At 70.9% G+C, this 26,277-nt stretch carries 20 protein-coding genes and 2 tRNA genes; 15 read left to right on the top strand and 7 right to left on the bottom strand.

Annotation, left to right across the window (positions count from 1 at the left end):
- The first annotated feature begins 95 nt into the window (after positions 1-95).
- The 4 genes from ACZ7PG_RS44155 (at position 96) to ACZ7PG_RS44140 (ending at position 7,957) form a co-directional block, all read left to right on the top strand.
- The gene (locus tag ACZ7PG_RS44155; RefSeq protein ID WP_470245176.1) at positions 96-3,458 is read left to right on the top strand and encodes a S8 family serine peptidase; all 3,363 of its coding nucleotides are present in this window, start codon (positions 96-98) and stop codon (positions 3,456-3,458) included.
- 228 nt (positions 3,459-3,686) lie between these two features.
- A complete protein-coding gene (locus ACZ7PG_RS44150) occupies positions 3,687-4,727 on the top strand; it encodes a 3-isopropylmalate dehydrogenase (protein ID WP_470245175.1) in 1,041 nt (346 codons plus the stop codon).
- 823 nt (positions 4,728-5,550) lie between these two features.
- Positions 5,551-7,182 (top strand): citramalate synthase, encoded by a 1,632-nt coding sequence (gene cimA, locus ACZ7PG_RS44145; protein ID WP_470245174.1) that lies wholly within the window; start codon positions 5,551-5,553, stop codon positions 7,180-7,182.
- A 4-nt stretch (positions 7,183-7,186) separates the two neighbouring features.
- Entirely contained in the window at positions 7,187-7,957 is a 771-nt protein-coding gene (locus ACZ7PG_RS44140; protein WP_470245173.1) for a fumarylacetoacetate hydrolase family protein, read from the top strand.
- Positions 7,958-7,972: 15 nt separating this feature from the next.
- Here ACZ7PG_RS44140 and ACZ7PG_RS44135 read toward each other — a convergent pair whose 3' ends face one another.
- Positions 7,973-9,220: an FAD-dependent oxidoreductase gene (locus ACZ7PG_RS44135; protein ID WP_470245172.1), complete on the bottom strand. Its 1,248-nt coding sequence runs from the start codon at positions 9,218-9,220 to the stop codon at positions 7,973-7,975.
- A 95-nt stretch (positions 9,221-9,315) separates the two neighbouring features.
- Here ACZ7PG_RS44135 and gltX point away from each other — a divergent pair, with 95 nt between their 5' ends.
- The 4 genes from gltX (at position 9,316) to ACZ7PG_RS44115 (ending at position 12,039) form a co-directional block, all read left to right on the top strand.
- Complete coding sequence (gene gltX / locus ACZ7PG_RS44130; protein ID WP_470245171.1) at positions 9,316-10,794, top strand: glutamate--tRNA ligase; 1,479 nt, start codon at positions 9,316-9,318, stop codon at positions 10,792-10,794.
- Positions 10,795-10,996: 202 nt separating this feature from the next.
- The gene (locus ACZ7PG_RS44125; RefSeq protein WP_470245692.1) at positions 10,997-11,731 is read left to right on the top strand and encodes an HAD family hydrolase; all 735 of its coding nucleotides are present in this window, start codon (positions 10,997-10,999) and stop codon (positions 11,729-11,731) included.
- A 58-nt stretch (positions 11,732-11,789) separates the two neighbouring features.
- Positions 11,790-11,861 (top strand) — tRNA-Gln (locus ACZ7PG_RS44120).
- A gap of 102 nt (positions 11,862-11,963) precedes the next feature.
- Positions 11,964-12,039, top strand: a tRNA-Glu gene (locus ACZ7PG_RS44115).
- 178 nt (positions 12,040-12,217) lie between these two features.
- On the opposite strand, the gene ACZ7PG_RS44110 is transcribed toward ACZ7PG_RS44115, so the two are convergent.
- From ACZ7PG_RS44110 to ACZ7PG_RS44100, 3 genes are read right to left on the bottom strand one after another with little or no spacing between them, the layout of a single operon-like run.
- On the bottom strand, positions 12,218-12,631 hold the full coding sequence (locus tag ACZ7PG_RS44110) for a histone-like nucleoid-structuring protein Lsr2 (RefSeq protein WP_470245170.1): 414 nt from the start codon (positions 12,629-12,631) through the stop codon (positions 12,218-12,220).
- A gap of 42 nt (positions 12,632-12,673) precedes the next feature.
- Positions 12,674-13,723, bottom strand: coding sequence for an HtaA domain-containing protein (locus ACZ7PG_RS44105; RefSeq protein WP_470245169.1), 1,050 nt, complete (start codon positions 13,721-13,723; stop codon positions 12,674-12,676).
- A complete protein-coding gene (locus tag ACZ7PG_RS44100) occupies positions 13,707-14,138 on the bottom strand; it encodes a hypothetical protein (RefSeq protein ID WP_470245168.1) in 432 nt (143 codons plus the stop codon). Before ACZ7PG_RS44100 ends, ACZ7PG_RS44105 begins: the two co-directional genes overlap by 17 nt.
- A 53-nt stretch (positions 14,139-14,191) precedes the next feature.
- On the opposite strand from ACZ7PG_RS44100, the gene ACZ7PG_RS44095 reads away from it, so the two are divergent.
- From ACZ7PG_RS44095 to ACZ7PG_RS44085, 3 genes are all read left to right on the top strand, one after another.
- Entirely contained in the window at positions 14,192-14,791 is a 600-nt protein-coding gene (locus ACZ7PG_RS44095) for a hypothetical protein (RefSeq protein ID WP_470245167.1), read from the top strand.
- A gap of 273 nt (positions 14,792-15,064) precedes the next feature.
- The gene (locus ACZ7PG_RS44090) at positions 15,065-15,754 is read left to right on the top strand and encodes an HU family DNA-binding protein (protein WP_470245166.1); all 690 of its coding nucleotides are present in this window, start codon (positions 15,065-15,067) and stop codon (positions 15,752-15,754) included.
- A gap of 392 nt (positions 15,755-16,146) precedes the next feature.
- Positions 16,147-16,296 carry a hypothetical protein gene (locus ACZ7PG_RS44085; protein ID WP_470245165.1) on the top strand — a complete coding sequence of 50 codons (150 nt, stop codon included), beginning with the start codon at positions 16,147-16,149 and terminating at the stop codon, positions 16,294-16,296.
- Positions 16,297-16,460: 164 nt separating this feature from the next.
- On the opposite strand, the gene ACZ7PG_RS44080 is transcribed toward ACZ7PG_RS44085, so the two are convergent.
- The 3 genes from ACZ7PG_RS44080 to ACZ7PG_RS44070 form a co-directional block, all read right to left on the bottom strand.
- Positions 16,461-16,871, bottom strand: coding sequence for a histone-like nucleoid-structuring protein Lsr2 (locus ACZ7PG_RS44080; RefSeq protein WP_470245164.1), 411 nt, complete (start codon positions 16,869-16,871; stop codon positions 16,461-16,463).
- Positions 16,872-17,053: 182 nt separating this feature from the next.
- Positions 17,054-17,200, bottom strand: coding sequence for a hypothetical protein (locus tag ACZ7PG_RS44075; RefSeq protein ID WP_470245163.1), 147 nt, complete (start codon positions 17,198-17,200; stop codon positions 17,054-17,056).
- A 292-nt stretch (positions 17,201-17,492) separates the two neighbouring features.
- The gene (locus ACZ7PG_RS44070; RefSeq protein WP_470245162.1) at positions 17,493-18,170 is read right to left on the bottom strand and encodes an HU family DNA-binding protein; all 678 of its coding nucleotides are present in this window, start codon (positions 18,168-18,170) and stop codon (positions 17,493-17,495) included.
- A 681-nt stretch (positions 18,171-18,851) separates the two neighbouring features.
- On the opposite strand from ACZ7PG_RS44070, the gene ACZ7PG_RS44065 reads away from it, so the two are divergent.
- From ACZ7PG_RS44065 to ACZ7PG_RS44050, 4 genes are read left to right on the top strand one after another with little or no spacing between them, the layout of a single operon-like run.
- Positions 18,852-20,594, top strand: coding sequence for an ATP-binding protein (locus ACZ7PG_RS44065; RefSeq protein WP_470245161.1), 1,743 nt, complete (start codon positions 18,852-18,854; stop codon positions 20,592-20,594).
- Between the two features lie 34 nt (positions 20,595-20,628).
- The gene (locus ACZ7PG_RS44060; RefSeq protein ID WP_470245160.1) at positions 20,629-21,789 is read left to right on the top strand and encodes an exonuclease SbcCD subunit D; all 1,161 of its coding nucleotides are present in this window, start codon (positions 20,629-20,631) and stop codon (positions 21,787-21,789) included.
- A 1-nt stretch (position 21,790) separates the two neighbouring features.
- On the top strand, positions 21,791-25,192 hold the full coding sequence (locus tag ACZ7PG_RS44055) for an AAA family ATPase (RefSeq protein WP_470245159.1): 3,402 nt from the start codon (positions 21,791-21,793) through the stop codon (positions 25,190-25,192).
- Complete coding sequence (locus ACZ7PG_RS44050) at positions 25,189-26,166, top strand: hypothetical protein (RefSeq protein ID WP_470245158.1); 978 nt, start codon at positions 25,189-25,191, stop codon at positions 26,164-26,166. The genes ACZ7PG_RS44055 and ACZ7PG_RS44050 overlap by 4 nt, the downstream gene beginning before the upstream one ends.
- Positions 26,167-26,277 lie beyond the last annotated feature (111 nt).

The raw sequence follows: 26,277 nt of genomic DNA, 5'->3' as shown, positions 1-26,277 counted from the left end.
GTCGAGGGCACGGCGCGGTCGCCGTGGCTTCACCGTCGGGGGTGCTAGGAGCGGCAGGCAGGTTCGGGTCCAGACCTCGAGTAAGGGGCCGACTCATGAGCAGATCCCGCTTACCCGCTCGCGTCACGACGGCGTTCTTCGCCGTCGTGCTGGCGGCCGCGCTCGGGGCGCCGGTCGCGAGCGCCGCCGACGCTCCTCTGGCCGACGGAGTGGCGCCGGCGAAGATCGACGACGCCAAGCTGCAGGGCAAGGTCGCGCCGCGGCTGGCCGCCGCGCAGGGCCGCGTCACCGCGTTCGTCGAGCTGGCCAAGAAGCCCGCCGTGGACGCGTTCACCGCCGCGCAACCCCAGGGCAAGGAAGCCGCCAAGCGCGCCGCCCGGGTCGCCAAGGACGACACCGCCGCCGCCGTGAACTCGGTTCTCGGCCAGCTGCGTTCGGTCAACGCCCAGCCGCAGGTCGTCACGCAGACCGCCAACGCCGTCCCCGGCGTGGTCGTCACGGCCGACGCCGCGAAGCTGCGCGAGGTCGCCAAGCGCGCGGACGTCGTCGCGGTCCGCACGGTCGTGCCGAAGACCCGTACCAACGCCAGCGCCGAGCAGCTGACCAACACGCTCGCCGCGTGGCAGCAGACCGGCAAGTTCGGCGACAACGTCCGCGTCGGCGTCATCGACGACGGCATCGACTACACCCACGCCGACTTCGGCGGCCCCGGCACGCCGGCCGCGTACAAGAGCGTCGACAGCACCAAGCCGACCCCGCTCTTCCCGAGCGCCAAGGTCGTCGGCGGCACCGACCTCGTCGGCGACGACTACGACGCCGCGACGGCGGGCAAGACCACCCCGAAGCCGGACCCGAACCCGCTGGCCTGCGGTGAGCACGGCACGCACGTCGCCGGCACCATCGGCGGCTTCGGCGTCACCGCCGACGGCAAGACCTTCAAGGGCGACTACAAGAAGCTGGACGCCAAGAAGGTCGACGCGATGCAGATCGGCCCGGGCACGGCGCCGAAGTCGCTCCTCTACGCCATCAAGGTGTTCGGCTGCGCGGGCTCGACGAACGTCACCTCGCAGGCGCTCGACTGGGCGCTCGACCCGGACGGCGACGGCGACTTCACCGACCACCTCGACATCGTCAACCTGTCGCTGGGCTCCGACTTCGGCGCGCCGGACGACCCGGACTCGCTGTTCGTGCGCAAGCTCGCCGCGAACAACGTGCTGCCGGTGATCTCCGCGGGCAACGGCGGCGACATCAACGACATCGCCGGCTCGCCGGGCAACACCCCCGAGGCGCTCACCGTCGCCAGCACGCGGGACGCGGGCATCCTGCGCGACGCCGCCGAGGCCACCGCGCCGACCGCGGCGAAGGGCCAGAAGACCGGGCAGTACAGCCAGAACTACGCCGGCTACGACACGCTCAACCTGACCGCACCCGTCGTCGCGTTGTCGGCGGCGAACAACGCGGGCTGCGCGCCGTACTCCGCCGAGGACAAGGCGAAGGCCGCCGGCAAGTTCGTCTGGCTGGAGTGGGACGACAACGACTCGACCCGCGCCTGCGGTTCGGCGGCCCGGGCGAACAACGCCCAGGCGGCCGGGGCGAAGGGCGCGCTGCTGTCCTCCACTTTGGAGCACTTCAGCGCGGGCATCGCGGGCAACGCGGCGGTCCCGATGTTCCAGTTCACCGGCTCCGCGACGAAGACGCTGCGCGCGGCGCTGACCGCGGGCACGCTGCAGATCCGGCTCTACGGCACCGGGCGCGCCTCGGTCCAGACCTACGACAAGACCATCGTGGACACCCCGAGCTCGTTCACCTCGCGCGGCACCCGCGGCCCGGCTCTCAAGCCGGACGTCGCCGCGCCGGGTGACACGATCACCTCGGCGTTCCGCGGCAGCGGCAACGGCCGGACCGTGCTCTCGGGTACGTCGATGGCCGCCCCGCACACCGCGGGCATCACCGCGCTGGTCCGCCAGTCCCACCCGGACTGGTCGGTCGAGGAGGTCAAGGCGTCGGTCGTCGACACCGCCGGTCACGACGTCGGCGACGGCGCCGGCCACACCTACGCGCCGCAGCGCGTCGGCAGCGGCCGGATCGACGCCAAGGCGGCGCTGGACAACCAGGTGCTCGCCTACGTCCAGGACGACCCGGGCGCGGTCAGCGTCAGCTTCGGCACGGTCGAGGCCCCTGGGCCGGTGACGCTGTCGAAGACGATCAAGCTGGTCAACAAGGGTGTCACGCCCGCCGAGTACACCGTGGCCTACCAGGCGGTCAACGCGCTGCCGGGTGTCGAGTACACAGTGGACAAGCAGTCGGTGAAGCTGACCCCGCGCGGCACCGCCAAGGTCAAGGTGACGCTGAAGATCACCGACCCGAAGGCGCTGCGCAAGGTCATGGACCCGACCATGCAGGCCACCCAGGCCGGCCTGGCCCGGCAGTTCGTCGCCGACGCCTCCGGCCGCGTCGCCTTCACGCCGACCAGCGGGGCCAAGGTGCCGCTGCGGGTTTCGGTCTACGCCGCGCCCAAACCGGTGTCGACGATTTCGACGCCGCAGTCGGTGAAGTTCGGCGCCGACGCCACCCAGGCCGTGCTGAACCTGAGCGGCAAGGGCGTCGACCAGGGCTCCGGCGCGCAGCGGTACCGCTCGCTGATCAGCGTGCTCGAGCTGCAGGCGGAGTCCCCGCAGCTGCCCGAGTGCGACGCGGACGTCGTCACCGACTGCACGGTGAACAAGACGGCCAAGGGCGGCGACCTCCGCTACATCGGGGCGGCTTCCACCGCGCCGCTGGCGAAGGAACAGGGTGAGCCGGAGAACGCGATCCTCGCGTTCGGTCTGTCCACGTGGGGCGACTGGGCGAACATCGGCAGCAACACCTCGCCGTTCGTCGACATCGACACCACCGGGGACGGGACGCCGGACTTCGAGACCTACGTGACCAAGGCGACGTCCACGGACGTGCTGCTGGCCGTCACGGTCGCGCTGACCCCGGGCTTCCCGCAGGTGGACGTCCAGGCCGTCAACGGCCAGCTCGGCGACGTCGACACGAACGTGTTCGACACGAACGTGCTGACGCTGCCGGTTTCCCTGGCGGCGCTGGGCATCGACGCGAACGCCGACAGCCACCGCATCTCGTACACGGTGGGTGTGAGCGGTTTCTACGTCGCGCCGGGCACGACGAACGGGCTGATCGACTACGTCGGCACGCCGCTTTCGTTCGACGCGCTCGCGCCGGGCTATTCGGTGCAGGGCGGCGGCGACGCCGCGCTGGGCTACGTCGCGAAGCCGGGAACAGCGCTGGTCGTGAACCGGAACGCGGCCTCGGCCGCGGCCGACAACGCGCTCGGGCTGCTCGCCATCGAGCACCACAACGCCGCGGGCAACCGCGCGAACGTGGTCAAGGTGGACGCCGCCCAGGGTGCCCGGCCAGGCAATGACCATCAGCCGATCGGGGCCGGTCAGCGCTAGTTCGAAGAAAGATCGATCTGTGCAGGAACAGGGGCGTCTCCGGCGGGATTCCGCCGGGGGCGCCCCACCCTTGTTCACCCGATCGGGTGTCTCACCCTGCGGGAGGATGCGGCATAAGGGTGGTGCGGCTACGGCCGTTTGTCTACGGCCGGTAACCTTCCGGCTGCTGGCGTTTTGTTGCGGTGGGCCATCGGTGCATCCGGTGGCCTCGTCGACGGAGGTGTGTGGATGCGGCTCGCGGTGATCCCAGGAGACGGGATCGGGCCCGAGGTGGTCTCCGAGGCGCTGAAGGTGCTCGGCGAAGTGTTACCGACGGCGGAGATCACGAACTACGACCTCGGCGCCGCTCGCTGGCACTCGACCGGTGAGCTGCTTCCGGAGTCGGTGCTCGGCGAACTGCGTCAGCACGACGCGATCCTGCTGGGCGCGGTCGGCGACCCGACGGTGCCGAGCGGCATCCTCGAGCGCGGCCTGCTGCTGCGCCTGCGGTTCGAAATGGACCACCACGTCAACCTGCGCCCGGCGCGGCTGTACCCGGGTGTCCGGGGACCGCTGGCCGACGCCGGTGACGTCGACATGGTCGTCGTGCGCGAAGGCACCGAAGGCCCGTACGCGGGCACGGGCGGCCTGATCCGCAAGGACACCGAGCACGAGATCGCGACGGAGGTCAGCGTCAACACGGCGTTCGGCGTCCGCCGCGTCGTCGCGGACGCGTTCAACCGCGCCGAGCTCCGCCCGCGCAAGCACCTGACGCTGGTGCACAAGACCAACGTGCTGTCGTTCGCCGGCTCGCTGTGGTCGCGGATCGTCGAAGAGGTCTCGCTGGAGCACCCGGACGTGACGGTCGCGTATTCGCATGTGGACGCGGCGACCATCCACCTGGTGACCGACCCGTCCCGGTTCGACGTGATCGTGACGGACAACCTGTTCGGCGACATCATCACCGACCTCGCGGCGGCGGTCACGGGCGGCATCGGCCTCGCGGCGAGCGGCAACCTGGACATGACCCGCCGCAACCCGAGCATGTTCGAGCCGGTCCACGGTTCGGCGCCGGACATCGCGGGCCAGGGCCTCGCCGACCCGACAGCGGCGGTCCTGTCGGTGGCCCTGCTGCTGGACCACCTGGGCCAGAAGGAATCGGCGCGGCGGATCGAGGCCTCGGTGGCGTTCGACCTGGCCACGCGGGACCAGGCTTCGCCGGGCGCGACGACGGCGATCGGTGACCGGCTGGCGGCTCTGGTTTCTTCCAACGTGCGCACGGCCGGCTGAGCCGCTTTCCGCTTGCGAAAGGCCCCGCACCCTGGTGGTGCGGGGTTTTTCGTGTTTCCGTGTGTGGTCCCTTCGCACGACAGCGGTGCGCTGGTGACGCGTGTGGCCTTTCGTGCTCGCGGTGCTGACGGGCCAGGGGTGCGGGTCTTGCTGCGAACGGTCCGTTCGCGCGGACGGTGTGGCGAGCAGTCTGTTCGTCGTGGTGCGAGCGGTCCATTCGCGCGCAGGCGGCGGTGCGAACGGTCCGTTCGTGACGTGTGAGGCCGTGGCGCCACGACCGCGTAGCCAACCGGCCTGCGAAGGGCGTTGGCGGCTACGGTCGCGGGGATCACCCTTGAGCTTCCGTGCGAACGGTCCGTTCGTACGCGGTTGGTGCGCGAACGGCCCGCTGGTGCAGGGCATCGGTGCCCGAGCCGGGCGTCCTGCGTTCACGGCTCCACCGTTTCCACGGCGCCACCGGCTTCCGCAGCGCCACAGCGCCTCGGTTTCCACAGCGCCACCGTGATGTGGACAAGCCGGCCGCCGAGCGGCTTTCCAGCCGGTTCGGTCGGTGGTCGCCGATAGACTGGACCCAGGGCCTGCCCCCAGGGAGGGCGGGGCTTTCGCGTCCGGGCCGATCCCGGATGGTGGGAGCTTGACCCAGCTTGTGGACTTCCGGCGAAACCCTGTGGCATGATGCGACCGTGACCAGCTTCGCGATCATTATCGTTGAGCGCGCCGGACGATAGCTCCACAAGAGCTCCCGGCGCGCAACCTCTCGCACCCTTGCGGGAGGTTTTTTTGTTGCCCGAAACGCCTCGAGACGCTGCATTAGGAGACCACCGTGACCCGCCAGGAGCCCGCCGATACCCCGCTCGGCGACGCCTTCCACCTCTACGACACGACCCTGCGCGACGGTGCGCAGCGCGAGGGCGTCTCCTACTCCGTCCAGGACAAGCTGGCCGTCGCGCGGCTGCTGGACGAGCTCGGCGTCGGGTTCATCGAAGGTGGCTGGCCGGGGGCGCTCCCCAAGGACACGGAGTTCTTCGCCCGCGCCGCGAAGGGGGAGCTGACGCTGAAGCACGCGGCCCTCGTCGCCTTCGGGGCGACGCGCAAGGCCGGCACCACCGCCGACGCCGATCTGCAGGTCCGCGCGCTGCTCGACAGCGAAGCACCCGTCATCACCCTCGTCGCGAAGTCCGATCTGCGGCACATCGAACGCGCTCTCCGGGTCGACGTCGACGAAGCCTGTGCCATGGTCCGGGACACCGTCGAATTCCTGACGAAGGAAGGCCGGCGGGTCTTCCTCGACGCCGAGCACTTCTTCGACGGCTACGCGCATTCGCCCGAAACCTCGCTCAAGGTCCTCGACGCCGCCGCGCACGCGGGCGCCGACGTCCTCGTGCTCTGCGACACCAACGGCGGGCAGCTGCCGCTCGGGCTCGCCGAAACGGTCAGGACCATCAAGGAAAAGACGGGATTCCGCCTCGGGATCCACTGTCAGGACGACACTTCCTGCGCCGTGGCGAACTCCGTCGCCGCGGTGCAGGCCGGCGTGACGCACGTCCAGTGCACCGCCAACGGTTACGGGGAGCGGGCCGGCAACGCCGACCTCTTCGCCGTGACGGGAAACCTGGTGACCAAGCTCGGGATGGAGGTCCTCCCGACCGGAGGTACCGCCGAGCTCACCCGGGTCTCCCATGCCCTTGCCGAAATCGCCAACCTCGCCCCCTACACCCACCAGGCCTACGTAGGGGCGTCGGCTTTCGCTCACAAGGCGGGACTGCACGCGAGCGCGATCAAGGTGGATCCGTTGCTGTACAACCACATCGATCCGTCTTCCGTCGGCAATGACATGCGGGTACTGGTCACCGAGATGGCCGGCAGGGCCAGCCTCGAGCTCAAGGGACGTGAGCTCGGGGTCGACCTTGCCGGCCGGCCCGAGGCGCTGACGAGCGCCATCACGAAGGTCAAGCGCCTCGAATCGGAGGGGTGGTCCTTCGAGGCCGCCGACGCCTCCCTCGAGCTCCTGCTGCGCCAGGAGGCCGACGAACCCGTCGAGGCGCCGTTCGAGCTCGAGTCCTACCGCGTCGTGCTCGACCACCGCGCCGACGCCGAGGTCGTCTCCGAGGCGACGGTCAAGGTGCACGTCGGCGGCCGGCGCGTCATCGCCACCGCCGAGGGCATCGGCCCGGTGCACGCGCTCGACGCGGCGCTGCGGAAGGCGCTCTCCCCGCACCTGTCCTGGTTGGACAGTGTGGAGCTCGCCGACTACAAGGTCCGCATCCTCCAGGGCCACCCGGGCACCGACGCGGTGACGCGCGTGCTGGTCGAGAGCACCGACGGCGAGCGCGAGTGGACCACGGTCGGGGTGCACGGCAACATCGTCGAGGCGAGCTGGCTGGCCCTGTGCGACGCGCTGGTGCACAAGAGCACCACCGTGGCCCCGGTCACGAGCACAGCGCACGTAGACTGACGTCGTGCGCCTAGCCCGTATTGCTCATCCCGGTGGAGTCGCGTTCGCTTCGGTCGAAGGGGACGGTGACGACGCCCAGGTCCTGGAAATCGCCGAGCACCCGTTCGGCCAGCCCAACTTCACCGGCAAGCGGTGGCCGCTGGCCGACGTCCGGCTGCTCGCGCCGATCCTGCCGTCCAAGGTGATCGCCGTCGGCCGCAACTACGCCAAGCACGCGGCCGAGTTCGGCAACGAGGTGCCCGGTGCCCCGATGCTGTTCCTCAAGCCGTCCACCACGGTCATCGGCCCGAACGCGGCGATCCGCCGTCCGTCGAACGTCGGCCGCGTCGACTTCGAGGGCGAGCTGGCCATCGTCATCGGGCAGCCGGTGAAGAACGTGCCCGCCGCCCGCGCCGCGAGCGCGATCCTCGGCTACACGATCGCGAACGACGTCAGCGCGCGCGACCTCCAGAAGGCCGACGGCCAGTGGGGACGCGCGAAGGGCTTCGACACGTTCTGCCCGCTCGGGCCGTGGATCGACACGTCGATCGACGCGTCCGACCTGTCGCTCAAGGCGTCGGTGGACGGCGAGCTGAAGCAGGACGGCCGCACGTCCGACCTCGTCCACAAGATCCCCGAGCTGGTCGAGTTCGTCTCCGGCGTGATGACGCTGCTGCCGGGCGACATCATCCTGACCGGCACCCCCGAGGGCGTCGGCCCGATCGAGGGCGGTCAGAGCGTCTCGATCACCATCGAAGGCATCGGCACCCTGACCAACCCCGTCGAGAACATCTAGTTCCCGCTTTTCGAATCAGCGCTGTGCCGGCTCCATCGGCCGCCGGGCGTACGCCGGAGCGTGCTCCGGCCGCAGCCCGAGGCCGAGGAGCCGGGCCGGGAAGTACGACAGCCGCGGGAACCGCGCGAACGCCTTGATCATCGGCATCGGCGGGCCGTTGCGCTTGCCGCTCATCACCCCGCGCACGACGGTCCGGTGCATCAGCCGTTGCAGCCCTTGCACCATCAGCGTCGGTGCGAGCCGCCGCGAGCGCACCTTCGCCAGGTCAGCCTGCGACGGGCGACCCCGGCGCAGCGGCTCGGCCAGCAGCGTCGCCGCCGCGACCGCGTCCTGCACCGCCAGGTTGATGCCGACGCCGCCGATCGGCGACATCGCGTGCGCCGCGTCGCCGATGCACAGCAGCCCGTCGACGTGCCACTTGCGCAGCAGGTTGAGCCGCACGTCGAGGAACTTGACGTCGTCCATCGTCTTCAGTTCGTGCACGCGGTCGTGGAACTCGGGGCAGACGTGCGTCACGTTCTCCCGGAACGCCTCGATGCCCTGCTTGCGCAGGTCCTCGCCCTTCGGCGCGAGGTAGGCGACCTGGTAGAAGTCCGGGCGGGGGAGCGGCACCGCGAAGCGACGGTCGCGCATCTTCGGCAGCAGCATGTTGCCGGCTTCGCCGTCGCCTCGCGAGAGCCGGAACCACCAGACGTCGAACGGGCAGTCGTACTCGCGCGGCACGAGGCCGGCCTCACGGCGAGCGAGCGACCAGCGTCCGTCGGCGGCGATCACCAGGTCGGCGCGGATCTCGCCGGTCTCGCCCGCCGTCGTGCGGTAGGTGACGCCGGCGACGCGGCCGTGCTCGCGGACCAGGCCGGTGCACTCGGTCTCCATGCGCTGGACGAACGTCGGCTCCTTGCGCGCGCTCTCGGCGAGCAGGTCGAGGAAGTCCCACTGCGGCACCATCGCGATGTACGGGTGGGGGACCTTCAGCCGGGTGAAGTCGGCCAGCTTCATCAGCGTGCCGTCCTCCTCGGGGAAGCCCGCCGCGGTCAGCTCGCTGTGCGGCAGCGCGTGGAACTTCTCGCCGAGGCCCAGCTCGTCGAGCAGCGTGAGCGTGGACGGGTGGACCGTGTCCCCGCGGAAGTCGCGCAGGAAGTCCGCGTGCTTCTCCAGCACCGTCACCTCGACGCCGGCCCGTGCCAGTAGGAGTCCCGTGACCATCCCGGCCGGCCCGCCACCGATGACGACGCAGCCCGTGCGCTCGGTCATCTCCACCATCTCCCCATCTATTCATCGCTTGTTGAATAAACTGAGGATGCACCCGGCCGGTCCCCGGCGTCAAGCGATGTGGCGACGGATACGCTGATCGGGCTATGAGTGAGACATCGGTGGTACGCGCGCGCTTCTGTCCTTCGCCGACCGGCACCCCGCACGTCGGGCTGATCCGCACGGCGCTGTTCAACTGGGCCTTCGCCCGGCACAACCAGGGGCAACTGGTCTTCCGGATCGAAGACACCGACGCCGCCCGCGACTCGCAGGAGTCCTACGAGCAGCTGCTCGACGCCCTGCGTTGGCTCGGCATCGACTGGGACGAGGGCCCCGAGGCCGGCGGCGAGTACGGGCCGTACCGCCAGAGCGAGCGCCGTGCGATCTACGCCGACGTCGCCGCGACGCTGCTCGAAGCGGGGGAGCTGTACGAGGCGTTCTCCACGAACGAGGAGGTCGAGGCGCGGCGCAAGGCGGCCGGCCTGGACCCGAAGCTGGGCTACGACAACTTCGACCGCGACCTCACCGACGAGCAGCGCGCGGCGTACCGCGCCGAGGGCCGCGCGCCGGTGCTGCGCCTGCGCATGCCCGCCAAGGACCTCGCGTGGACCGACCTGGTCCGCGGCGACATCAGCTTCCCGGTGGGCACGATCCCGGACCCGGTGCTGGTGCGCGCCAACGGCGAGCCGCTCTACACGCTGACCAACCCGGTCGACGACGCGCTGATGAAGATCACGCACGTGCTGCGCGGCGAGGACCTGCTGCCGTCGACGCCCCGGCAGATCGCGCTCTACGAGGCGTTGCAGCGCGTCGGCGTCGCCGAGTTCACGCCGCGGTTCGGCCATTTGCCGTACGTCATGGGCGAGGGCAACAAGAAACTGTCCAAACGCGACCCTTCGTCGAACCTCTTCAACTACCGCGACCGCGGCTTCATCCGCGAGGGCCTGCTCAACTACCTGGCCCTGCTCGGCTGGTCGATCGCCGACGACCGCGACGTCTTCAGCGTCGAGGAGATGATCGCCGCCTTCGACGTCACCAAGGTCAGCGCCAACCCTGCGCGCTTCGACGTCAAGAAGGCCGAAGCGATCAACGGCACCCACGTGCGGGCGCTGCCCGCGGCCGAGTTCGTGAAGCGCGTCACGCCCTATTTGGTCACCGCGGGTGTCCTTCCGGAATCGCCGAGCGAGGAACAGCTGGCCCGGTTGAACGCGATCGCGCCGCTGGTTCAGGAACGCGTCACGGTGCTTTCGGACGCGCCGGCGATGGTGCGTTTCCTCTTCGTTGCGGAAGACGCGTTCGCGCCAGAGGAGGACGCCGCGGCGAAGAACCTCGGCGAAGCCGCGCAGCCGGTGCTCACCGCGGCGGTCGCGGCGCTCGAGGCGTTGCCGTCCTGGGAGACCGAAGCCATCGAGCAGGCGCTCAAGGACGCCCTTGTGGACGGTCTGGGTCTCAAGCCCCGCAAGGCTTTCGCGCCGGTTCGCGTCGCCGTGACCGGGCGGACCGTTTCCCCGCCGCTGTACGAGTCGATGGAACTGCTCGGCCGTGATGTCTCACTTGGACGTCTTCGCCGCGCGTTGGTCGGATAACCGAAAGAAGACGGTTCGCCAACTGGGAGTAGAGCCGGTGCGCCGGAACGGGCGACCGGCAATCACCTCTTTGGCAGCGTCGCGAACGCTGCGGTTGCCCTAGCCTCACTGGGTGGATTTCGCCCTGGCACCCCGGACCCCGTCGCGAACCGCCCCCGTCGAGGCGGCGCCCGAGCCCTGGGCGCCGCCGGAACTCCGGCTGGTGTGCCTGGACATCGACGACACCCTGATCGACTGCACCGCCGCGATCCGCCGCAGCCTCCACATCCTCACCGGCCGGGGCGACCTGTGGCCGTTGTGGGACCTGATCACCGAGGAGCACGTCGCCCTCGTCGTCGCCGGCGAAATCGACTACGCGACGATGCACCAGCGGCGCACCGACTGCTTCCTCGCGGAGATCGGCATCCTCGCCGACGACGAGCAGGTGAGCTCGTTCGAGCGGCGCCGAAGAGAGCTGCTCGACCACTCGTGGCAGCTGTTCGGCGACGTCCTCGACTGTCTGGAGTGGCTGCGCGCCGCCGGTCTGATGCTGGCCGCCGTGACCAACGCCTCGGGTGTCCACCAGCGCAAGAAAATCGCCGACCTCGGGCTGGCGCCGTTCTTCGACCACGTCGCCATCGCCGGCGAGCTCGGGGTGGCGAAACCCGATCCGGTGATGTTCCACACGGTCTGCCTCGGCCTGGGCTGCGCGCCCGCCCAGACCGTCCACGTCGGCGACAAACTGGACACGGACGCGATCGGCGCCCGCGACGCGGGCCTGGGCGCGGTCTGGCTCGACCGCGACGACATCGGCGAGCGCGCCCCCGAGGGCGTCCACCGGGTGTCGGCCCTGACCGAGCTGCCTGAGCTGCTGGTTTCGGAGTACGCGACGATCGGTGTCCCCGCCCAGCGGGGAAGTGGCACCCCCGCGTTCACCGTCCGGAACAGCGTGCTCTAGTATTTCTCCTCGTGCGGTGCTGAACCGGCCGGGCCTGATCGGGTCGGTGGTACCTCACTGGGGTATGGTGTAATTGGCAGCACGACTGGTTCTGGTCCAGTTAGTCTAGGTTCGAGTCCTGGTACCCCAGCTGCGGAGAGCGACCCCCCTGTGGGGCGAGAAATCGCCTCTGGTAAGTTCTCTCCAGCAAGAAAAACAGAAAAGCCCCTGGGAAACCAGGGAAAGATCCTAAGCCCCCGTCGTCTAGCGGCCTAGGACGCCGGCCTCTCACGCCGGTAGCGTGGGTTCGAATCCCATCGGGGGTACCAGCAGTTACCACTGCGAGCCCGTCTGACCCAGGTCAGGCGGGCTTTTTGGTGCGCAAGCCCGCAGTCGGGTCGCCGGGCGATCGTGGCCGCCGGCGACGAAGGTGAACTGTCTTCGCCGCCGACGGATCGACCGAATGACCGCGGTGATCTTCTCCCCAGTGATCTGCCGTCGCCATTCTTACTTCTTGGCGGCGGCGACCTTCTTGCGCGGGGCGCGCTTGCGCGGAGTCGCCGCGGGAGCCGCCGCCTCCGCCGCCTGAGCCGATTCGTAAGCGGCGATCACCTCGGAGGAGAGGCGGCCGCGCTCGGAGACCTCGTAGCCGTTCGCGTTCGCCCAGGCGCGGATCTGCTGGTTGCGCTCGCGGTCACTCGTGCTGGTCGTCGTCGACTGGCCGGTCGCGACGCGGACCTTGCGGCCACCGGTGCGGCGGGCGGCGGCGATGTAGCGGGCGAGCTCATCGCGCAGGGCGGCCGCGTTTTCGTCGGAGAGGTCGATTTCGTACATGACCCCGTCGAGGGTGAACGGGACGGTGTGGGTGGCGGGGGTACCGTCGATGTCGTCGAGCATCTCGACGAGGACCTTCTGGGCCATTCCTGCTCCTTGAAACGGTATATACCAGTTGAGTGGCGGCGGTCACCGAGCACACGAATGCGGTGCTCTTCCGCAGAGTATATCCATACCGGCCGGTTTGCGGAGATATCTCCGCGCCGGTATCGAATACGGCAAGCCACACTGAAGCCGGGCCGCAGAATTGTCGGCCCGGCCGTCGAACCGGTATTCGCCGCGGGCGGAGTGTCCTATCCGGACACCGGGGCGGCGGGGGAGGCCGCCGCCGGCCGCCAGGAGCGCGGCACCCTCGTAGACGCCCGTCAAGGACACCCCGGTGCTCGCCAAGTTCGACGGCCGGAACGCGAGGTTCGGGACCAGGCCACCGCCCGAGCCGGTGCCCGCCTGACCGCCGGGGTTCGGACCGCCCGCTCCGGGCAGCGTCGCGCACTGCGCCGCGAGCGTGACCGCCGGCTCGTCCAGGACGTCCCCGGCTTGGTAGAAGTCCGCGCTCGTGAGCGTCGCCCTGATCGCCGAGATCGACAGCGCGCCCGCGCCCGGCGTCTTGGCCGCGGACGTCAGGTCCAGGTTCACCAGTGCCACGCCAGGCTTGCTGACCGGCGGCGACGGCGCGCCCGCGGTCGTCTGCAGGTCGACGTCGGCGTAGAGAGTGCCTTTGCCGCCCGCCACCGTGAGCTTCGGGTTCGCCAGGGTCAGCGTGAAGAAGTGCGCCGGGTAGCTGAAGACGACCTTGCCGGCGAACGCCGCGGTGAACTCCGTGTCCGAGGTGAGCGTCCCGCTGCCGATCGCGAACCGGTAGGCGCCGGTCGTGACCTCCGCGCCGTCGGACGCCGTGATCGTGTCCCCGGTCCCGCCGCCGACGTACGAACGGAAGCTCTTCTCGAAGCCCCACAGCAGGTTTCCCTGCGCGATGCTGCCGGGGGAGACGGTGCAGACGGGCGGGGTGGCCGACGTCGGGGGTGTGCTTGGGTCCGTGCCGCCGGGAGCGGGGAAGACGAGCTTGCCGGCGTCGAGGTCGATGCAGGCCGGGTAGAAGCCGGCGAACGCGCCCGCGTCCGCTTCCGTCAGCCTGGCCGAGGCGAGCTCGACCACGACGTCGTCACCGTCTTTGCCCACCGACTTGGCTGCCAAGTCCGCGAAATCCACTTCGGACGGCGGCCGGACCTGTGCGGTTCGAGGGTGAACACGACCCGCCCACCGAAAGCGACGCTGCCCTTTGCCCGTCCCAGGTCGCCGTCCCGGCCGGCCAGCGGTATGGGAATGGCGCGGTCTCGTCGAGGGTGGCGCCCTGGTCCGCGGCGATCGTGCCGCCGAACCGGGCGATGTAGGCGCGCCAGCCCTGCTTGATGCCCCACACCAAGCCGGTCGAGGACGTGTCGGGGTCGCCGATGCCGGTGAACTTCAGCGGCGTCGTGCTGTCCCACTTGACGTTCGGGGTGTCCCAGCCGAACACGTACACGCTGAACAGCTGCGTCTTCGCGCTGTAGGTCGTGCCGGCGGAGGTGTACTCGGCCTTGATGGTGACCGTCAACTCCCAGCTGCCGTCGTCCCTTGAGCGGGATCTGCGTGCCGACAGCGTCCTTCTTGACCAGCTTGCTCGCCTGGAAGCCGGTGGCGGTGCGGACGCGCACGTCGTCCTTGGCCGGGCCGACACCCTTGCCGTCGTTGGCCGCTGGGGCGAACCCGGTGCCCTTGACGGTGGTCGAGGTGCCCGCCGGGTCGAGCCCGGTCGACGGCGTGACCGTCACCGCCGGATCGGCGGCCGGCTCGGGAGGCGCGACGAGACAGCCGAGCAGCGCCGCGGCGCCGGCCGCGAGCCACCACCACGTGCCGCGCTCGGGTTCGGTGGCTGCGGCGAACGGCTACTACGTCGCGTTGTGCGTGGTACCCGAGGACTACTCGTACGGCACGAAGCCGAGCCCCTGTGTGGGCGGCAACGGTCAGGGCGGCACCGGCGTCGGCCCGTCGGCGTGGGTGACGAACCTGCCCAGCGGCACCGCGACGATCGCCGCCGGCGGCACTTTCACCGCGCGGATCCGGATCGCCCGGGCGAACAGCGGAATCGACTGTGGCGACGCCGCGGTGACGTGTGCGATCGTGTCCCGCCGCGACCACCTGTCGGCCGGCGACCGCACGGCCGACGTCTTCGTCCCGGCCGCGTCCGCACCCCGCGCTACTCGTTGACCCGCTTGGGTTTTCTCACGATTTCAGGTCGAACAGTTGAGCGACTGGGCGGCCTTGTCCTATATGGACATGACTCGCCATCCCGATGAATTCGCAGGTCAGCGGCCGCTCCCTCTGTTCGTGTGCCGAAGGAGCAGGCTCGGCCGGACGAGACTTCCTCGGCGACACAACGGAGTTCTCGACCACCCCTGTTTGGAATTTCGGCCCTCCTGGTAATACTCTGTGTGACGTCGGCCGCGATGGGCCTGACAAGTTCCACTATGGAGGACTGGAATGACGAACAAGGCCCAGCTGATCGAGGCGCTTTCGGAGCGTCTGGGCGACGACAAGAAGGTGGCTGCGCAGGCCGTTGACGGTCTGGTGGACATCATCATCCGGACGGTCAACAAGGGCGAAAAGGTCAACATCACCGGCTTCGGTGTGTTCGAGAAGCGCGCTCGCGCCGCTCGTACCGCGCGCAACCCGCGCACCGGTGAGGCCGTGAAGGTCAAGAAGACCAACGTTCCCGCCTTCCGCGCCGGCACGACGTTCAAGGACGTCATCTCCGGTTCGAAGAAGCTGGCGAAGATCGCCCCGGTCAAGCGCGCCACCGCCACGGCGACCCGCGCGACCGCGACGAAGGCCGCTGCCGCGGCTCCGGCCAAGGCGACGACGACCCGCACCACGCGGGCCACCGCCGCGAAGCCGGCCGCCACGCGCGCGACCACGACCCGCACCCGCGCGGCCGCCGCGAAGCCGGCCGCCAAGGCCACCGCCACCAAGGCGGCCCCGAAGACGGCGGCGGCCAAGCCGGCCGCTGCCAAGGCCACCGCCGCCAAGGCGACGACGGCCCGCGCGAAGGCCGCTGCCAAGCCGGCGGCGGCCGCGGCGGCTAAGCCGGCCGCAACCCGCACCGCGGCAGCGAAGAAGCCGGCGGCCGCCAAGGCCCCGGCCAAGCGCACCTCGGCTGCGAAGAAGAAGTAGTAGCAACCGCTTCTCTCCGAAGGGCTCCGCACCTGGTGGTGCGGGGCCCTTCGGCGTTCCCGGGGCGGGTGGTGGCTCAACGAGCTGGTGGGGAAGGGGATGGCCTCGGCGGTGCGCGGGATGGCGACGGCGGGAAGTGGCTCAGCTAGGCGACGTGGCTCGGGGATGGCGGCTGCGGCTGCTGGGAACGGGATGGCCTAGGCGGTGCATCCGGCCGCGATGGCGGCGAGTGGCTCAGCGAGCCGACGTGGACCGGGGATGGTGGCTGTGGCGTGAGCGAGTGCCGGGGAAGGGGATGGCCTCCGGCAGTGCACGCGACGGCGGCGAGTGGCCCAGCGAGCCGACGTGGCTCGGGATCGCGGCCGCAGTGTGGGCGGGTGCCGGGGAACGCGATGACCAAGGCAGCGACCGCGACGGCATCGCACGCCTACGCCGGGGCGAGGTTCATCCTGGAGGTCTCGGCGAGCCCGATGGCCGCCGGGATGTGCTGGGCGCAGGCGTCACGCAAGCCGCAGCCGTTCAGGAGTTCAGCAGTGCCGTAGGTGAGTACACCGGATCGGCCTTCGGGGCGATACAGCGCCCCGGTGGTGCACAGTGCGCGGGACAGGGGACCCGCGTCACCAGGCGGAAACGGCCTTCGTCGGCGGCGGGAACCGTTGTCCTCGCCGCCGACGGGCCTTGCCAAGCGCTCTGCCGGACACCGGCCTCACTTCCGGGCGGCGGCGACCTTCTTGCGCGGGGCGCGCTTGCGCGGGGCTGCCGGGGCTTCCGCCTCGGCCACCTGGGCCTGCTCGAACGCCGAGATCACCTCGGACGACAGGCGGCCGCGCTCGGAGACCTCGTAGCCGTTCGCGTTCGCCCATGCTCGGATCTGCTGGTTGCGCTCGCGGTCGGTGGTGCTCGTCGTGGTCGACTGGCCCGTTGCGACGCGGACCTTGCGGCCTCCGATGCGACGGCCGGCCGCGATGAAGCGGGCGAGCTCGTCGCGCAGGGCGGAGGCGTTGGCGTCCGAAAGGTCGATTTCGTAGGTGACACCGTCGAGGCCGAACTGAACGGTCTGGGCGGCGGTGGAGCCGTCGATGTCGTCCAGGATCTCGACGAGGACTTTCTGGGCCACGGGAATGCTCCTCAAGCTGGATGTGCGTCCGGGGAACGTGACGTGTGACAAGTTGCACAATGACCGACGTTCTTGGGTGGAGTGTATCCACCCGGGGATCGGTACGGCAATTTCCCCCGGGAACTTCCCGCGATTCCGCAGTCCTGATAGGACGTACCGCCGCAGCGTTTCCGTTTCCTGGCCTAGGTTCCGGACGGCGTCGAGTCCGGCTCTTCCCCTTCGGCGGGGTCCGCGAGATCCGCTTTCGCCGCGGCCTCCTTGGCCTCGTCGATGAGCTGCCGCGAGTGGGCGAGCTCCGCGTCGGGGTCTTCCTGCTTCTCGTTCGCCATCACAACTCCTCGCGAGGGTTTTTTCGGGCAATTCCGCACTCACGGGCTACCCACCGGAGCACGAGCGCAATCGCGGGGGCCGGGATCGTTTCTTCGACGCGTCAATTCGCGAACACGCGGTCTCAGCCCACCCGGCCCGGTGGTCCGCACGGCCGGCTCCGGGACCGGTTCCGGCGTTCTCGGGGCCCGGCAACGCCATCCGCCGTTGAACGCCGTTCCCCGCGCCGCCCCGGGAACGCCGAAGGGCCCCGCACCAGCCGGTGCGGGGCCCTTCGGAGAGAAGCTGGTGTTACTACTTCTTCTTGGCAGCCGAGGTGCGCTTGGCGGGGGCCTTGGCGGCGGCCGGCTTCTTCGCGGCGGCGGTCTTGGCGGCAGCCGGCTTGGCGGCGGCCTTCGCCCGCGTGGTGGTGGCCTTCGCGGTGGTGGCCTTGGCCGCGGTCGCCTTGGCGGGAGCCTTGGCCGCGGTCTTCGGGGCCGCCTTGGTGGCGGTGGCCTTGGCGGCCGGCTTCGCGGCGGCGGCGCGGGTCCGCGTGGCCGTGGCGCGAGCGGTGGCCGGCTTGGCGGCGGCCGCACGGGTCGAAGTGGCCCGCGTGCTGGTGGTCTTGGCCGGGGCGGAAGCCTTGGCGACGGCCGCGCGAGTGGTCGTCGACGCCGCGGTGGCGCGCTTGACCGGGGCAGCCTTGGCCAGCTTCTTGGAGCCGGAGATGACGTCCTTGAAGGTGGTCCCGGCGCGGAACGCGGGCACGTTGGTCTTCTTCACGCGCACGGCTTCGCCGGTGCGCGGGTTCCGGGCGGTGCGAGCGGCGCGGGCGCGCTTCTCGAACACACCGAAGCCGGTGATGTTGACCTTCTCGCCCTTGTTGACCGTCCGGATGATGATGTCCACCAGACCGTCAACGGCCTGCGAAGCCACCTTCTTGTCGCCCAGACGCTCCGACAGCGCCTCGATCAGCTGGGCCTTGTTCGTCATTCCAGTCCTCCATAGTGGAACTAGTCACGGCCCATCTCGGCCGACACTGCACACGGTATTACCAATACCGCACAAAATCCAACCGGAAGTCGAAATATTTCCTTGCGAGGGCGCTGGTTCCGCCTCTCGAAGAGCCTTCGTGAGAGATGAACCGGAATGGAAGCCGGACGTCGACCATGGCCCTGAGCAGGCAAAACCCTATATCCGGGCCGTCCACAGTGGTCGTCCATATAGGACCAGAGGCCCTCGGGAGACTTTTTTCCGCGACACGCCGGGCCGGAGCCCCCAGGCGTGTGGCCGGGGCCACTTCGACCCCGATCCCGCGCAGCGGCGGGGGTTCCCGGGCCCCGCGGCGGCCCCGTCGCGAGCCCCGGCGGGGCGCCCGGGAAGGCCCCGCGGAGCCACTTCGCCGTGGGGCCAACGCAGTAACGCCCCGCCCGCCCCGAGCGACCTCTCCGGGGTGCGGCGAGGTCCGTTGCGGCGCAACCGGTGGCGGCCGCGCACGAACACGGTGAGGCGAAAAGGATCTTCCCCGTAGGGTGAACTCACTCGTTCGGCCCAGCCGGACCGCTGGTGACGACTCCGGTACGCCACGGCCGGAACGCCGTGTTGGCCGCGGGACTGTCGGTCCGGCGAGCTAGTCTGCGGCCGGAGGAAGCCCCGGGTGCGACAGGGAGAACCGTGGACCAGGAGACGCTCACCACCGTGGTCGGCCGGGTGGCCGGCACCGAGGATTCGACGCCGCTGCAGTTCCACGTGGCCATCGATCCCGAGGCCTACCTGCAGCTCGACGACGTCGTCGTCACCCGGCGGGAACTCCCCGGCCTGGGCGAAGTCACGTCGTTCGGGGTCGTGACGCAGGTGAGCGCGCGGCACGAGGGCGCCAGCTTCGGCAGCGACGTCTTCCTGATCTCCGACGGTGTCCTGCCCGCGCAGGTGCAGGAGATCGCCGAGATCGCGACCACCCGCGTCGAGCCCGAGTGCTACGTGCCGCCGCGGCCGGGGGCCGTCGTCCAGCGGGCCGTGGGGGAGGATCGCGCGCAGGCGCTGTACTTCGACAACATGACCCGCCAAGTGGCGGTCGGCCTGGGGCGCGACGGCGAACCCGTCTTCCTCAACATGGACTTCCTCGACGGCACGCGCGGCGCGCACGTCAGCATCAGCGGCGTCTCCGGCGTCGCCACCAAGACGTCGTTCGCGTTGTTCCTGCTGCACTCGATCTTCCGCGGCGGCGCCCTGCCCAACGCCCACAACGCCAAGGCCCTGGTGTTCTCGGTCAAGGGCGAGGACCTGCTGTTCCTCGACACCCCGAACATCCACCTCGACGAGAAGCTCAAGGCCGAGTACGCCAAGCTCGGCCTGCCCGCGGAGCCTTTCGCCTCGACCGGGTTCTTCGCGCCGCCGACGCCGTCGGACACCACGGGGAAGCCTTACGTCACCGGGCGCACGTCCGGGGTCGGCGCCTTCTGGTGGACCATCGCGGAGTTCTGCGCCAAGGACCTGCTGCCCTACGTCTTCGCCGACGCCGAGGACGAGCGCAACCAGTACACGATGGTCATCCACCAGGTCGCGAACCGGTTGCGGCTGGACAGCGAGCCGGCCGGGAAGGACGGCGCGGCCAAGGTCGACGGCGTGCTGTGCCGCACCTACGCCGAGCTCGTCGACGTCATCTGCGAGCGCGTCACCGACGAGGAAACCCGCGCCAGCTGGGCGGGCGCGGTCACCGGCGCCGGCACGGTCAACGCCTTCATCCGCCGCCTGCGGTCCAGCCAGCGCGCGCTCAACGGCCTGATCCGCGGCGACCTCACCGATCACCCCGCCCGTCAGCTGTCCACGGAAAACCAGCAGGTGACCGTGGTGGACATCCACAACCTCGTCGAGCGCGCGCAGCGGTTCGTCGTCGGTGTCACGCTCGCCGCGGAGACCGCGCGCAAGGAAGCCGCCGGCCCGGGCGGTCTCCTGTTCACCATGCTGGACGAGCTGAACAAGTACGCGCCGCGCGAAGGCAGCAGCCCCATCAAGGAGGTGCTGCTGGACATCGCCGAGCGCGGGCGTTCCCTCGGCGTCATCCTGATCGGCGCGCAGCAGACGGCCAGCGAGGTCGAGCGCCGCATCGTCAGCAACAGCTCGGTGCGGATCGTCGGGCGCCTCGACGCCGCGGAGGCGTCGCGCCCCGAGTACGGCTTCCTCCCCACCAGTCAGCGGGTCCGCGCGACCCTGGCCACGCCCGGCACGATGTTCGTGAGCCAGCCGGAGATCCCGGTGCCGATCGCCGTCGGCTTCCCGTTCCCGGCCTGGGCCACGCGGCTTTCCGAGGCCGGGAAGGTCCCGACGACGACGGTGGCGTCGAAGAAGTCCGATCCCTTCGCCGGTCTGCCGACGGGCAGCAGCGACCCGTTCGGCGACGACCCGCCGCCGTTCTGAGCCACTGCCCGCTACCTGAACGGAAGGACGAAGTGTGAAGTTCCTGCACACCTCCGACTGGCACGTCGGCAAGACGCTCAAGGGCCGCAACCGCCTGGACGAGCAGCGGGCCGTGCTCGGCGAGATCGTCCGGATCGCGCGCGACGAGGCGTTCGACGCGATCCTCGTCGCGGGCGACCTCTACGAGACGTCGGCGCCGTCGGCCGCCGCGCAGGAGCTCGTGGTCCAGGCGCTGATGGCGTTGCGCGACACCGGCGCCGAGGTCATCGCGATCGCCGGGAACCACGACCACGCGGCGACGTTCGAGGCGTACCGGCCACTGCTGCGCAAAGCGGGCATCCACCTCACCGGGAACCCGCGGCCGGTCGCGGACGGCGGGGTCGTGTCGTTCGACGCCCGCTCGACCGGCGAGCGCGTCAACGTCGCCGTGCTGCCCTTCCTTTCCCAGCGCTACGCGGTCCGCGCGGCCGAGCTGCTCGCCGGGACCCCGGCGGACAACGTCGGCGAGTACGACCAGCGCGTGCGCGACATCCTGGAGCACCTCAAGTCCGGGTTCTCCGCCGGCGCGGTGAATCTCGTCATGGCGCACCTGACGGTGACCGGCGGGACGATGGGCGGCGGCGAGCGCGCGGCGCAGTCCATCTTCGAGTACCACGTGCCCGCGACGGCGTTCGGCGCCGACCCGCACTACGTCGCGCTGGGCCACCTGCACCGGCGCCAGTCCCTGCCCGCCGCCTGCCCGGTGCACTACAGCGGCTCACCGTTCGCCGTGGACTTCGGCGAGCAGGACAACAAGAGCGTGGTACTGGCCGTCGAGGTGACGCCGACGACCCCGGCGAAGATCACGGAACTCCCGATGACCGCCGGACGCCGGCTGCGGACCGTCCACGGCACGGTGGCCGAGCTGATCGGCCGCGCGGAGGAGTTCGGCGAGGACTACCTCCGCGTCTACATCCGCGAAGCGACCAGGGCCGGGCTGCGCGAGGAGATCCAGGAAGCCCTGCCCAACGCCCTGGAAATCCGCATCGACCCGGAGTTCGCCGCCCCGGTGACGACGGCGGGCGGCGACCGCGCGATCGCGGACCGTTCGCCGGGGGAGCTGTTCGCGTCCTATTGCGAAGAACGCACGGTCGAGGACAAGCGGGTCCAGTCGCTCTTCGCGCGGCTGCACGACGAAGAGACGAGCGAGGTGTGACATGCGGCCTGTGCTGCTGGAGATGACCGGTTTCGCGTCGTTCCGCGACAAGACCGAAGTCAGCTTCGAGGACACGGACTACTTCGCGCTCGTCGGCCCGACCGGCGCCGGCAAGAGCACGGTGATCGACGCGCTCACCTTCGCCCTCTACGGGTCCGTCGCGCGCTGGGACCACGAAGGGCTCGTCGCGCCCGCGCTCGCCCCGACGGCGAACCGGGCGACCGTGCGGCTGGTCTTCGACGCCGGCGGCACGCGCTACCACGTCGTGCGGGAAGTCCGGCGCAGCGGCGGGAAGAAACCCACGGTCAGCGTGAAGAACGTCCGCCTGGAACGGCTCGCCGACCCCACCGCGCTCGGCGGCCCGGAGGACGACGCCGACCCGGTCGCCGCGGACTCCGAGGTCACCCCGGCCGTCGAACGCCTGCTCGGGTTGACCTTCAAGCACTTCTGCACCTGCGTGGCGCTGCCCCAGGGCGACTTCGCGGAGTTCCTGCACGCCAAGGCCGCCGACCGGCAGAAGATCCTGATCAAGCTGCTGGGCCTGGAGGTCTACGAGCGGATCGGCCGCCGCGCCGGCGTCACGGCGGAGCAGCAGAAGCAGCGCGCCGCCGTCCTCGCCGAACAGCTCGGCAGCTACGCCGACGCGACCGAGGAAGCGGTCGAAGGGCTTTCCGCGCGGATGACGGCACTTGCGGACCTCGACGCGCGGGTGAGTGCGGCCCTGCCGGGGTTGTCCGACGCCACCCGCGCCCACGACGAAGCCCGGCAGCTGGTCGCGACGGTGACGCGGGAGCTGGGTGTCCTCGACGCGCTGGAACGTCCGGACGGCGTCGAAGACCTCGAATCCCGGCGCCGCACGGCGGCGGACGCGGCCACGACGGCCCGGACGGGGCTGGAGACGGCCGAGACGGCGGACGAGGCCGCCCGTGCCGCGCTCGCCGCCGCCCCCGCTCGCGCTGAGCTGGAACGGATCCGCGCCGCCCGCACCGAGCTCGCCGAGGCCGAGAAGGCCCTCCCTCGCCTGGAAGAGGCCGCGAAGACGGCGTCGCAGGAGAAAGAGGTGGCGACCGCCGCGGTGGCCGAAGCGGTGTCCGTCGTCGAAGCGGCCAGGAAGAACAGGGACACGACAGCCCGCGCCGCCGAGGACGCCGCCGCCGAAGCCGCGCGGGCCCGGCAGGTCCGCGACCGCCTGGCCGGGCTGCGTCCGCCCGCGAACCTCGGGGACCTGTCGGCGGATTCGGCGCGGGTGGCGAAACGCACCGAGGCCGCCGACGCACGCCTGCGCGAGGCCGAGGCCGCCGATGCCGGAGCGCGCGAGGCGCTGGGCGCGCAGCCGGACGTCGCTCCGCTGGCGTCGGCCCGTTCCGACGCTCGCACGCTCTACGCGTTGTGCGAGGCGCAACGGAAGGCCGCGCCCGAGCAGGTCGCCCGCCGGAAGGAGCTCGAAGCGGCGCGTAGTTCCTTCGCGAGCGCCGATGCGGAGCTGGTCGCGGCGAAGACCGCGCTGACCGATGCCGAACGCACCGGGCAGGCACTGGTGCTGCGGGCCGGGCTCGCCGTCGGCCACGCGTGCCCGGTGTGCGAGCAAGAGGTCTCCGCGCTGCCGGACGCGGGCGGGCACGCCCACCTGGCCGAGGCGAAAGAACGTCTCGAGCGGGCGGAATCCGGCCGCGCCGCCGCCGAGTCCGCGCTGCGCAAGCTGGAACGGGCCGCGGACCGCGACGCCGACTCGGCCGTGTCCGCGGCCGCGCAGGCGGAAGAGCTGCGCGTGGTGCTCGCCGACGTTGACGGTCCGCCGGAGTCGCCGGTGCTGCGGCGCCCGGTCGAGGCCTCTTTCTCCGAGCAGGACTACGCGGACCTCGTCGCGGCCGTGCGCGAACGCGGCGAGTGGCTGTCGACGACGATCGAGGGACGCACCCGCGTCGCCGAAGCCGCGCACGCCGCCGACAAGGAACTGGCGGCGGCCCGTGCCGACCGCGTGGCGGCGCGGCACGAGGCCGACGTCGTGGAGAAGTCGTTCGCGGCAGCCCGGGAAGCACTGCGGGCGGCCCGGGATCCCCTGGTGGAACTGGGCGCGCCGGCGATCGACGGCGACGACGTCCCGGCGGGCTGGCAGCGGCTGACCGCCTGGGCGGCGGCCGCGCTGGAAGAACGGCGCACGGCGCTGGCCGCGCTCGAGGCGGCCGCCGAAGCCGCGGGCAAGGAAGCCGTCGTCGCGGCGGACGACCTCGCCTCCGCCGAGCGGAACGCCGAACAGCGGCGGAAGCGGGCTTCGGAGGCGGCGCTGGCCGAGCAGTCGGCGAGCACGGTGTGGGCGAACACCCGGCGCCGGCACGGCGAACTGGCCGAGACCCTGGCCGGCGCGCCCGCCGCCGAGGTCGTCACCGAGCAGCTCGCGCAGGTGGCCGGACTCGAACTGGCCGCGAAGACGGCCGACGCGGACCTCAGGACCGCCCGCGCGGCCGCGAAACAAGCCGCCGAAGCCCAGGCGCGGATCGCCGACCAGGTCGAGGCCGAGCGCCAGCGGCTGTCCCGGGCGCGCGACCCGCTGGTCGGCCTCGGGGCTCCGCCGATCGACGGCGAGAGCCTGCTGGACGCGTGGTCTGCGTTGACGGACTGGGCGGCCGGGCAGGCGAAGGAACGACGCGAACGGCTGACCGTCGTGACGACCGCCGAGGGCGAAGCCGCCGAAGCGTTGCGAGTGGCCGAACGCGCGGTCGCCGACGACGTCACCGCGCTCGGGGTCGAACTACCCGAGGGGCCGGTGCGCGACCGCGTCCCGGTGGCCGTCGCCGCCGCGCGGGCGCGGGCCGAGGGCGACCACACGGAGCTGAAGCGGCGCGTGGCGCACGTGGCGGGCCTGCACGGCGACATCGCGGCGGCCGAGTCGGAGTCGCAGGTCGCGCGGCTGCTCGCGGATCTCCTGCGCTCGGACAAGTTCCCGCGCTGGCTGATCGCCGGGGCGCTCGACACGCTCGTCGCCGAGGCGTCCGCGTCGCTGCTGGAGCTGTCCGGCGGTCAGTTCGAGCTGACCCACGACAAGGGCGACTTCCTGGTGGTGGACCACAACGAGGCCGACGCCCGCCGGCCGGTGAAGACGCTGTCCGGCGGGGAGACGTTCCAGGCGTCGCTCTCGCTGGCCCTCGCCCTGTCTTCGCAGCTGGGCGCCATGGCCGCCGAGGGCGCGACCAAGCTCGAGTCGATCTTCCTCGACGAGGGGTTCGGCACCCTGGACGAGGCCACCCTCGACGTCGTGGCGTCCACATTGGAGAACCTGTCGGCCACCGGCTCCCGGATGGTCGGGGTGATCACGCACGTGCCGGCGCTCGCCGAGCGCGTGCCGGTGCGGTTCCTGGTCACCCGGGACGGCACCGGCTCGCACATCAGCAGGGAGGGCGCATGACCGCCGTGGCCGGGATGAACTTCAGCGTCGACTCGTGGGACCCGGGTTACGGCAGTTCGATGGAGGCCGAGGAGCTGGCGCGGTCCGGAGCCGAGGTCGAGCTCGAGGTCGAGGTGCCCATGGAGGAGTGGGCGCCGATCGACCCGTCACCGGTTTCGCCGCCCGAGGCCATCCTGTTCGTCGACGGCGTCCGCCGGATCGACGCCCGCGTCTGGATCGACGACCCGGCCGGGATGAACTCGGCGTCGATCGGCTTGTGCGCGTCGTACGCGGCCGGGGTGGTGTGCTGCTGTTCGGGCCGGGCGCACGTCGTCGCGTCGGATGTCCGGCGCGGGGTGTTCACGGTGGCCTCCGAGGCGGCCGGCATCTCGACTTCGGCGGGGCTGTACGAGGCCTTCTCGACGACCGCCAAGGACGACAAACCGCTGGCGGTCGTGCTGTCGTCGTTGCTGCAGGAGCGACTGGCCGAGACGGAGCTGGACACGGCGACCGCGGCGCGGGAGGCGATCCGGGGCCACGTCGGCAGCGACCTGCTCGTGGTGGACGGACCGTTGAGCGGCCGCACGCACCTGTCCCGGGCGGTCGGGTTCATCAAGAGCCACCAGACGACGTACCTGCCGGGCGACCTCAACGCGATGGTCGGCCGGCTGACCCCGCACCAGCGCACCCCGGTGTTCCTGATGGGCACGACGTGGGTCCGGCATTCGTGGTACCTGCGGCTGCCGTCGGTGGGCGGGCCCCCGTGGTCGGGAGTGGTGCGGGTCGAGGCGGCGCCCCACCTCGGCCGGGCGGAGGTGGCCGAGCTGGCGAACCTGACGCAGTCGGTGCTCGGGCGGTTCGCGTCGGTGGAGTACAAGGACTCGCGGGCGCCGCAGAACCTCTACCCGATCGCGGGGCTGGAGCGGGACCTGCGGCACCGGCTGGGCGACCAGCAGTTCGTCTACCGGGCGTTGCGGCTGGCCGCGGCTCGCTGAGGCCGGCCCGTTTAGACCGGCCCGGCGGCGTGAACCGCCGGGCCGGAATCCGCCCTCTGGGGGTGGGCGGCCCCGGGACGGCGGGCCTGGGGACCCGCACCTTCCCGAGGT

Source organism: Amycolatopsis sp. NPDC114504 (assembly GCF_055633595.1).
The sequence above is the reverse complement of the archived record's forward strand: the minus strand, read 5'-3'. Positions and strand labels throughout refer to the sequence as shown.